At 67.1% G+C, this 9223-nt stretch carries 9 protein-coding genes; 5 read left to right on the top strand and 4 right to left on the bottom strand.

Annotated features, from left to right (window positions below):
• From Q7U29_RS26435 to Q7U29_RS26445, 3 genes are all read right to left on the bottom strand, one after another.
• Nucleotides 1–2696: DUF4159 domain-containing protein (locus Q7U29_RS26435; RefSeq protein WP_304746390.1), on the bottom strand; the 2696-nt coding region annotated here is incomplete at its 3' end.
• Nucleotides 2696–3640: a DUF58 domain-containing protein gene (locus Q7U29_RS26440; RefSeq protein WP_304746391.1), complete on the bottom strand. Its 945-nt coding sequence runs from the start codon at nucleotides 3638–3640 to the stop codon at nucleotides 2696–2698. The genes Q7U29_RS26435 and Q7U29_RS26440, both read right to left, overlap by 1 nt.
• Nucleotides 3640–4644, bottom strand: coding sequence for a MoxR family ATPase (locus Q7U29_RS26445; protein ID WP_304746392.1), 1005 nt, complete (start codon nucleotides 4642–4644; stop codon nucleotides 3640–3642). Before Q7U29_RS26445 ends, Q7U29_RS26440 begins: the two co-directional genes overlap by 1 nt.
• A 275-nt stretch (nucleotides 4645–4919) precedes the next feature.
• Between Q7U29_RS26445 and Q7U29_RS26450 the strand changes: the two genes are divergently transcribed.
• The 5 genes from Q7U29_RS26450 to Q7U29_RS26470 are packed head-to-tail and all read left to right on the top strand — an operon-like array spanning nucleotide 4920 to nucleotide 8493.
• Complete coding sequence (locus Q7U29_RS26450; RefSeq protein ID WP_304746393.1) at nucleotides 4920–5531, top strand: DUF1285 domain-containing protein; 612 nt, start codon at nucleotides 4920–4922, stop codon at nucleotides 5529–5531.
• 8 nt (nucleotides 5532–5539) lie between these two features.
• The gene (locus Q7U29_RS26455) at nucleotides 5540–6199 is read left to right on the top strand and encodes a CoA pyrophosphatase (protein WP_370691836.1); all 660 of its coding nucleotides are present in this window, start codon (nucleotides 5540–5542) and stop codon (nucleotides 6197–6199) included.
• A complete protein-coding gene (locus Q7U29_RS26460) occupies nucleotides 6196–6459 on the top strand; it encodes a DUF6111 family protein (protein WP_304746395.1) in 264 nt (87 codons plus the stop codon). Before Q7U29_RS26455 ends, Q7U29_RS26460 begins: the two co-directional genes overlap by 4 nt.
• A complete protein-coding gene (locus Q7U29_RS26465) occupies nucleotides 6456–7712 on the top strand; it encodes a CCA tRNA nucleotidyltransferase (RefSeq protein ID WP_304746396.1) in 1257 nt (418 codons plus the stop codon). The genes Q7U29_RS26460 and Q7U29_RS26465 overlap by 4 nt, the downstream gene beginning before the upstream one ends.
• Nucleotides 7713–7722: 10 nt before the next feature.
• On the top strand, nucleotides 7723–8493 hold the full coding sequence (locus tag Q7U29_RS26470; protein WP_304746397.1) for a sulfite exporter TauE/SafE family protein: 771 nt from the start codon (nucleotides 7723–7725) through the stop codon (nucleotides 8491–8493).
• A 63-nt stretch (nucleotides 8494–8556) separates the two neighbouring features.
• Here Q7U29_RS26470 and Q7U29_RS26475 read toward each other — a convergent pair whose 3' ends face one another.
• Nucleotides 8557–8811, bottom strand: a complete 255-nt coding sequence (locus tag Q7U29_RS26475) for a YodC family protein (protein ID WP_304746398.1) — start codon at nucleotides 8809–8811, stop codon at nucleotides 8557–8559.
• Nucleotides 8812–9223: the final 412 nt, after the last annotated feature.

Below are 9223 nucleotides of genomic sequence, written 5' to 3' on the forward strand. Positions count from 1 at the left end.
TGCCGCGGTTCGCCCGGCGTCAGCGGCAGCATCGGCTGGCCGTCCGGACGCAAGGCCCAGGCGCCGGCCAAATCGTTCGAGGTAATGATGATCGGCGAGACGCCGTCGCCGCCGCGGGCCGGCCGCGAGGCGGCCTCGTCGTCTTCGTCGCGCGGCAGGGTTTCCACCCAGGTCTGGCCCGAGGTGAAGCGGCCGGGAAAATCGCGCAGCAGATAGAAGGTCTTGGTCAGCACGTGCTCGCGCGGCACCGGCTCGAGTTCGGGAACGTCGAGCGAGGAGAGAATGCTGCGCAACGCCAGCATGCCCGGCGTCTGCGATGCGCCATTGGCGCCGGGCGGCGCCTCGATGGCGTCGCGGGTGTCGAACAGCACGGTGCCGCCCTGCTTCATGTAGGCGTCGATGCGGTTGATGGCGTCCTGCGCCGGCTTCGCGGCGCCCGGCAATACCGGCCAGTAGATCAGCGGGAAGAACGCCAGTTCGTCGCGCGCCGGATCGATGCCGACGGGATCGCCGGCTTCCAGCGCGGTGCGCTGCGCCAGAAACAGCGTCAGCCCTGATAGCCCCGCCTTGACGATGGAATCGACGTCGGCGTTGCCGGTGACGACATAGGCCAGCCGGGTTTGCGCGACCGATTTGATGGCGAACTCGTCGGTGGTGTCCGCGCGCGCCGGGGAGGGCGTGGCGACGATCGTGGACAGCGCCAGCGCGAATGCCAGCGCGGCGGGTACCGCGCGCCGCCGCAACAGCGCGGCGATGCCGGCGCCGAGCAGAGCGACGATCACGGCATCGATCAGGAACAGCGCCAGCGACGCGGCCAGCAGAATTCCCCGCAAGTCGCGCGGCTCGGTATTGGTGTAGCTGGCGCGCTGCGCGCGCAGCGATGCGGTATCGAGCGGCGCGATGCGGTCGGCCGCCGCCAGCGTGTTGACCGCGAGCGGGCCGTCGGCCGGTCCATAGAAACCGGGCGGGTGATCCGGCGTGGCGCGATCGCGGAAGTCGGCGGGCAGCGGCTTCGCCGTCGAGGGCGGCGGTCCGAAAGCGCCGAAGCCGTCGAGCGTGCGCAGCGGCGCCACGGTCTCGGCGCTGGCTTCGCCCGCGACGCCGGCGCCCGGCGTGGACGTGTAGCCGGACGAATCGACGATCCTTCGCAGCATCTCGACGAAGCTGCCGGACATCGGCAGGTCGGACCAGCGCATGTCGGCGCTGACGTGAAACAGGCTGACAACGCCCTTGCCGCGATGTTCGCCTGTGACCAGCGGCGTGCCGTCCTCCAGCGAGGCCCAGCTCCGGGTCGCCAGCGCCGCGTTGGGTTCGGCGAGCACCTGGCGGTTGACGGTGACATCCTTCGGCGCCACGAGGCCGGCGAACGGCCCGTCGGCCGCGAACGAGGCCAGATGCTGCGGCTTTTCCCAGGTCAGGCTGCCGCCGAGGCTGCGTCCGCCGCGGCGCAGCTTGACCGGCACCAGATCGTCGTCGGCCTGCGCCAGCCGCGGGCCGGCGAACCGCACCAGCACGCCGCCTTGCTCGATCCACGCGCCGATGCGCTCGCGAATTTCGGGCGACAGCGTGCCGACATCCGCCAGCACGATCATCGGCAGCTTCTGGTCGAGAAACTGGGTGATCGCCTGCTGCGGCGCGCCGCGATCGCCGAGCCGGACGTCGGCGAACGGCGCCAGCGCCCGGGTCAGATAAAAGGTGGAGGCCAGCAGCGGCTGCGCGGTATCGCTGGTCGATCCCGAGACGATGCCGATGGCGCGGCGGCGCCAGCGCTTGTCGAGCAATTGCACTGCGCCTGCGGATCGCTCGCCGGCTATTTCGAGCCGGGAAATGTCGTTGCGCAATTCGACAGGCAGGTCGAACGAGGCTTCGGTCTCGCGATCCTGCGGCGCGAAGCTGTAGCGGGCCTCGCCGATCGGCGACCCCTTCAGGTCGATCGCGCGCACCACGCCCGCGGCGACGCCGCCGCCGGTGCGCAGCACCTTCACCGTCATCTTCGCCGCGGCATTTTCGGCCGCGGCCAGCGCGAGCGGGGGGGCGGTGCCGCCCTCAAAAACCGTCAAGCTGCGATCTCCGATGGTCTTGCCGAGGGCTTCGATGAATTCCGGGCCGCGCCCGGTATCGACGCCATCCGACAGCCAGGCGATCTCGGCGTCGCCGGTGGCTTTCAGGAAACGCTCCAGCGCGGGGAGGGTTTCCACCCGCTCGATCGAATAGGGCTTGGGCGCGAGCTGGCGCAGCGCCACCCGCGCGGTGCCCGCCGGCATCAGGGTGATGTCGCGGGTGGGCTCCGACAGCGGCACCAGGGTGACGCCGCGCCGGTCGTTGTCGGCATTCGCGATCAGTTCGTCCGCGGCCTTGATCCGGGAGTCCCAGCTTGCCGCCGCACTCCAGCCGTCGTCGAGCAGGATCACCAGCGGCGCGCTGGAGCCGGCGAGGCCGGTTTGCGGATTCCAGATCGGGCCGGCGGCTGCCAGGATCACCAGTGCGGCGGCGGCGAGCCGCAGCAGGGTCAGCCACCATGGCGTGCGCGAGGGGGTTTCCTCCTTCGGCGCGATGTCGAACAACAGCCGCGTCGGCGGAAACTCGATGCGCCGCGGCCGCGGCGGCATCACCCGCAACAGCCACCACAGCACCGGCAGGCTCAAGAGGCCCAGCAGCAGCAGGGGTTGCGCGAAAGCGAGGGGGAGCCCGGCAATCATGCCCGTCGCCCCACTTTGACGGTGGCGCCGCGCGCGCTGCCCTTGCTCACCATCATGCCCGAATGCAGGAACAGCAGCAGCTCGGCGGCCGAACGGCTGGTGGTGTGGGTCGAGAACAGCCAGTCGAGCTTGTTGGTCTCGGCGCGAATTTCGGCGCGATGCAGCGCCACGCGCGCCACGTAATCATCGGCCCATTTTTCCGCGCGGCCGGCGGTGATGACGGTGCCGTTCTCCGGTTCGACGAATTCGATCCGGCCGGAATAGGGGAAGGTTTCTTCGGCCGGATCGACGATCTGGATCAGCGTGCCGTGCGCGCCGGAGGCCGACAGGCCCGCCAGCATGGTCTTGATTTCCGGCAGCGGCGACCAGAAGTCCGACAGCACCACGATTTCGGCCAGCGCCGCCGGCACGAAGGACGGCGGCAGGCTGAGCCGCGCCGCGTCGTCATGCAGCATCGCCTGCGCCATCTTGTCGATCACGCTGCGGCTCGCGGTCGGGTTCATGAGGCCGGGAATACCGACGCGTTCGCCGCCCGCGACCAGCAGTTCGGCGAGCGCGAAGGTGACGATCAGTCCGCGTTCCAGCTTGCTGTCGCGCGCCTGCTTCGAGGCGAACGCCATCGATGGCGAGCGGTCCGGCCACAGCCACACCGTATGCGAGGCCTCCCATTCCTGCTCGCGGACATAGAGATGGTCGTCGCGCGCCGAGCGCCGCCAGTCGACATTCTGCGCCGGCTCGCCCGAAACGAAGCGGCGGTACTGCCAGAAACTTTCGCCGGCGCCGGCGCGGCGCCGTCCGTGCAGACCATGGATCACATTGGCGGCGATGCGGCGGGCTTCGAGCACGAGACGGGGCAGCGAGGCGGCGAGCGTTCGGCTTTCGCCGTCGGCACGTCGGATGGCTGTGATCTCCTGAGGCGCGTGCCTGGTGTCCGCGGCCATCAACCAATCCGCGTCTTCAATTGCCTGATGACGTCGGGGATGGTGCGGCCTTCGGCGCGGGCGGAGAAGGTCAGCGCCATGCGGTGCTTGAGAACGGGTTCCGCCAGATCGAGCACGTCGTCGATCGAGGGCGCGAGGCGGCCGTCGAGCAGGGCGCGGGCGCGCACCGCGAGCATCAGCGACTGGCTGGCGCGGGGACCCGGCCCCCAGGCGATCAGCTTGCCGGTTTCGCCGCCTTCGTCGCCCGGACGTGCGGAGCGCACCAGCGACAGGATCGCTTCGACCACGGAGTCGCCGACCGGCAGCCGCCGCACCAGCCGCTGCGCCGTGATCAGGATCTCCGAAGTCATCGCGGCCTTGGCCAGCGTCTCGTCGGCGCCGGTGGTTTCGAACAGGATGCGCCGCTCGGCGTCGCGGTCCGGATAATCGACGTCGATCTCCATCAGGAAGCGGTCGAGCTGCGCCTCCGGCAGCGGATAGGTGCCTTCCTGCTCCAGCGGATTCTGCGTCGCCAGCACGTGGAACGGTTTCGGCAGATCGTGGCGCGCGCCGGCCACCGTGATGTGCTGCTCCTGCATGGCCTGCAGCAGCGCGGACTGGGTGCGCGGGCTGGCGCGGTTGATTTCGTCGGCCATCAGGAGCTGTGCGAACACGGGCCCCGAGATGAAACGGAACGAGCGCTTGCCGGAGACGCTCTCGTCCAGCACTTCGGCGCCGAGAATGTCCGAGGGCATCAAATCGGGCGTGAACTGGATGCGCTTGGCATCCAGTCCGAGCGTGATCCCTAAGGTTTCCACCAGCTTGGTCTTGGCGAGGCCGGGCACGCCGATCAGCAGCGCGTGGCCGCCGGACAGGATCGTCACCAGGGTATTTTCGATCACCCGGTCCTGGCCGAAAATCACGGTGGAGATTGCATCCCTCGCGACACGGATTTGACCGGCGACCTGTTCGGCCGAGCGGACGATCACGTCGTCGAGTTTTTCGACATTGTCTGCGCCAGCCATCTGGTTCTCCTTCAGGATCGAATCTTCGCGTCACGTCTCGGGATCATCCAGCCCGCAGCGCCGCTTGCGCCATGATGCCGGCAACCCCATGCTAAACTTATGCGAAGGCCATGTATTCGTTGAATTAAACTATCCCCACCTTATCGGCGTTTCGGGGTATGAACGGCATCACGATGTAGCGACCTGAGCGGTAGTCTACCGGGCATCTCGCTCGGGATATGTACCGGAAGGTGCATCAAACGTGCCAAATTGAGGCGTCAGAGTCAGGGCAAACAATGGCGAAGCAAGGGCAGACCAGCAATCAGGGCCTCGAAGGGCTGACCGCTGCAGCCACGAACGCAGCGAATACCAGCCCCGCGGCGAAGGGGCTGCCGCCGGTGCATCTGTGGAACCCGCCGTTCTGCGGCGATCTCGACATGCGAATCGCCTCTGACGGCACGTGGTTCTACATGGGCACGCCGATCGGACGGCCGGCGCTGGTCCGGCTGTTTTCGACGATCCTGAAGCGCGAGGACGGCAAGCACTTTCTCGTGACTCCGGTGGAAAAGGTCGGCATTCGCGTCGACGACGCGCCGTTTCTGGCCGTCGAGATGACCAGGGAAACCGATGGCCGCGGCCGGCTCCTGCGCTTCCGCACCAATGTCGACGACTGGGTGCCTTGCGATTCCGCCCACCGCTTGCGATTCGAGGCCGCCGCCGACGGCGGCCTGACGCCCTATCTGCATGTCCGCGCCGATCTGTGGGCGAAGGTGACGCGGGCGCTTTACTACGATCTGGTTGACATGGGCGAGGAGCGGGTGGTCGATGGTATCACCATGTTCGGGATCGAATCCGGCGGCGAATTCTTTGCGATGGCCGATGCGGAGCAGGTGAGGGAAGCGCTTTGAACGAGCCGATGCTGAAGACGGATCCGGCCGCGATCAGCTCCATGGAGTTTTTCGATCGAAGCCGGACACGGCTGGGTTTCGACGTGCCGCCGGGGCTGGTCGATCCCAACATCATTCCGAAAAGCGGCGATCACGGCACCGACCGCATGCTGGAGATCATCGCGCGCGAGCAGCCGGTGCGTCCCGCCGCGGTCCTGATCCCGGTGGTGGACCATCCGCAGCCGACCGTGCTCCTGACCCAGCGGGCCGCGCATCTCAACGATCACGCCGGCCAGATTGCCTTTCCCGGCGGCAAGATCGACGTCACCGACGCCTCTCCCCTCGACGCCGCGCTGCGCGAGGCCGAGGAGGAGATCGGGCTCGATCGCAGGTTCGTCGAGCCGCTCGGCTATCTCGATCTGTACGCGACCGGTTTCGGATTTCGCATCATGCCGACGGTGGCGCGGGTGAAGCCCGGCTTCAAGCTGCACATCAACCAGTCCGAGGTCGACGACGCCTTCGAGGTGCCGCTGGCGTTCCTGATGGATCCGGCCAACCACCAGCTGCACAGCAAGGAATTCCGCGGCATGGAGCGCTCCTATTACGCCATGCCGTTCGCCGAACGTTATATCTGGGGCGCCACCGCGGGCATTCTGCGCGTGCTGTACGAACGGATATGCCTGCGATGATCCGTCCGGTTCTGACCGAAGTCGGAATTTTCCTGATCCCGTTCGCGGTCTATGCGGCGTTCCTGATCGCGACCCGCTCCGGACTGCTGGTGCAATCGTCCTGGCCGATGCATGTGCTCGCCAAGCTGGCGGTTGGCGCGCTGTTGCTGGTCGTGGTCAGCTTCCTGCTGCTGGCGGAATTTGGCGGGGCGCCGCCGGATTCGACCTACGTTCCGGCGCATATCGAGGATGGCAAACTCGTTCCCGGAGTTGAAAAATGAGTGGCGCGCGCGTGCTGTCGGACGCGCCCTGGCTCAGATCCGGTCCGACCGCCCGCGTGCTGGAATTGCTCAACGGCCATGGCGAGGAGGCGCGCGTGATCGGCGGTGCGGTCCGCAACGCGCTGCTGAAGCGCCCCGTCGCCGATATCGATATCGCCACCACCGCGCTGCCAACAGAGGTGATCCGCCGCGCCAAAGCGGCCGACATCAAGAGCGTGCCGACCGGTATCGACCACGGCACCGTGACGCTGGTGGTCGATTCGCATCCGTTCGAAGTCACCACCTTGCGCGAGGATACCGAGACGTTCGGCCGCAAGGCTGTGGTCGCGTTCGGACGCGACTGGGTCCGCGACGCCGAGCGGCGCGATTTCACCATCAACGGCCTGTCGGTTGATGCCGCCGGTGTCGTGCATGATCATGTCGGCGGATGGGACGATATAGAAGCGCGACGCGTGCGCTTCATCGGCGATCCCCATGCGCGGATCGCCGAGGACTATCTGCGCATCCTCAGGTTCTTCCGCATTCATGCCGCCTACGGCGCGGGCGAGCCCGATCGCGCCGGCATCCTCGCCTGCATCGGCGGCCGCGCCGGCCTCGCCACGCTGTCCGCCGAGCGCGTGCGGATGGAAATGCTCAAGCTGATGGTCGCGGAGGGGGCGGCGGTCGCGGTGCAGGCGATGGCGGATGGCGGGCTGTTGCTGCAGATTTTCGGCGGCGTCGCCTACACCGGACCGTTCGCGGCGATGATCGCGGCGGAGCGGCTGCTGGGACTTGCGCCGGATTCGGCTCGCCGGCTCGGTGCGCTCGCAGTCGCCGTCACCGAGGACGCCAAGCGCGTCGCGCTGCGCATGCGTCTCACCAATGCCGAAACCAAAGCGCTGGATTCCATGGGCCACCGCTGGTGGCGGCTCGCCGGCATGGACGAGGCGATCGCGCGGCGCAGGCTCTACCGGCTCGGCGAGGACCGCTACCGCGACCGGCTGATGCTGGCCTGGGCGCGGGCCGGACGCGGCGTCGATCCGGCGCCATGGCGCGAGCTCGCGACCCTGCCGCAGCGCTGGAGCGCGCCGAAATTCCCGCTGAAGGCGGCGGATTTCATCGCCCGCGGCATCGCCCAGGGCCCGCTGCTCGGACAGGTGCTGGTGCTGGCCGAAGACGGCTGGCTGGCGGCGAATTTCCCGCTGGAGGAGGCCGCCGTGCAAGCCATCGCCGACCAGGCCGTCGCGCGTTTTACCCGCGACCTCAGGCTTTGAGCTTGCTTCCTTGAACATCCTCGCCGGCTTCGCCGATATTTCCTTAGGCCAGCTTCTGCTGGTGGCCTGCATCGCGCTGTTCGCCTCGGTGGTCGGCGGCCTCGCGGGCTATGGCACCGGCGCGTTGATTCCGCTGGTGCTGGTGCCGCTGATCGGCGCCGAACCTGTGGTGCCGATCATCGCGATCTCCTCGATCTTCACCAATCTCAGCCGCTTCGCCGCCTATGCCGGATACATCGATCGCCGCCGCGCGCTGATCGTGATCGCAGGCGCGGCGCTGACCACCGCCCTCGGCGCTTACGGCTATACGCTGCTTACCAGCGCGGGCGTCGCGCTGGTGATCGGCACCATGCTGATCGCCAGCGTGCCGCTGCGCCGTCCTGCAAAACGCCGCGATCTCGGGATCGGCGACGCCGGCCTGGCCGCGAGCTCGGTGGGTTACGGCGTTGTGGTCGGCGGCACCTCCGGCTCGGGCGTGATCCTGCTGGCGCTGTTGATGGCAGCCGGCCTCGAGGGCGCCGCCGTGATCGCCACCGACGCGGTGATCTCGGTCGCGACCTCCATCATCAAGATTTCGGTGTTCGGCCTCGCCGGCGTCATCACCGCGCAGGTGCTGGCCTTTGCCCTGCTGATCGGGGCGATCTCGATCCCCGGCGCGTTTCTGGCCCGCGCGTTTGTGGAACGGATGCCGGTGCGAATTCACACCGCGATCCTCGACGTCGCGGTGATCGCGGGCGGGCTGGTGATGATTTCGGCGGCGCTGCGGTCGTTGTTCTCTTAAAGAAAATTCAGGCGTTGCAATGCCGCCGGGTGTCGGAACCCGGCGGCATTGCAAGCGAAGATCTCAGGCGACCTTGCTTTTCTCGAGGTCGTCTTCCTCGACTTCGTCTTCAGCTTCGTCCTCGTCGTTGTCTTCTTCCTCGTCATCGGAATCGTCGATTCGGGCCAGTTCGAGGACGGCCACGGGAAGCGTTTCGCGAAACAGATCGCCTTCTTCGCCCATCCACAGGCATACGATGGCCTGATCGTGCACCTCGGCTACCGTAATCGGATGGCCCCCGGATTTCAGAATGACAACATCGCCTGGTTTCAGTTCCATGATCTTCCCTCCGCGCGGATTGACGCTGTTCGCAGGGTACCGATTTGTCATGACAGGCCGATCACGGCGCTGCATGCACGCGATGCGGCCGCGCCTTCGTCGAACGGAGACCGGTGCTTATTCACGGCGCCATCCTCGACACAGCCGTGATCGCGGGTGGGAAACCATTACGTGAGCTTCGTCGAGCGAAACGATGGCCTGCCCCTCATCCGCCTTCGCTGCGCGAAGGCACCTTCTCCCCTGTGGGGAGAAGGAAACAAGAAGCTCAGAACGAATGCCGCAGCCGCGCGACGCTAGTGTTCTGTCACAGACATTTGAATCCCAGCTTGTCGCGAACATGATTCACTCGCGGCATGGCAAATGATTTGATTGTACTTGATCGCAAGGCTCGCAGGGAACTGGAGCAACTGCT

Origin of the sequence: Bradyrhizobium sp. (assembly GCF_030654605.1) — a bacterium.
Lineage (GTDB): Bacteria > Pseudomonadota > Alphaproteobacteria > Rhizobiales > Xanthobacteraceae > Bradyrhizobium.

Coding starts and splice junctions, on each gene's coding strand:
- Q7U29_RS26460 (WP_304746395.1), top strand. CDS start 6,196: ATGATCCGTCCGGTTCTGACCGAAGTCGGAATTTTCCTGATCCCGTTC.
- Q7U29_RS26465 (WP_304746396.1), top strand. CDS start 6,456: ATGAGTGGCGCGCGCGTGCTGTCGGACGCGCCCTGGCTCAGATCCGGT.
- Q7U29_RS26455 (WP_370691836.1), top strand. CDS start 5,540: ATGCTGAAGACGGATCCGGCCGCGATCAGCTCCATGGAGTTTTTCGAT.
- Q7U29_RS26450 (WP_304746393.1), top strand. CDS start 4,920: ATGGCGAAGCAAGGGCAGACCAGCAATCAGGGCCTCGAAGGGCTGACC.
- Q7U29_RS26445 (WP_304746392.1), bottom strand. CDS start 4,644: ATGGCTGGCGCAGACAATGTCGAAAAACTCGACGACGTGATCGTCCGC.
- Q7U29_RS26440 (WP_304746391.1), bottom strand. CDS start 3,640: ATGGCCGCGGACACCAGGCACGCGCCTCAGGAGATCACAGCCATCCGA.
- Q7U29_RS26475 (WP_304746398.1), bottom strand. CDS start 8,811: ATGGAACTGAAACCAGGCGATGTTGTCATTCTGAAATCCGGGGGCCAT.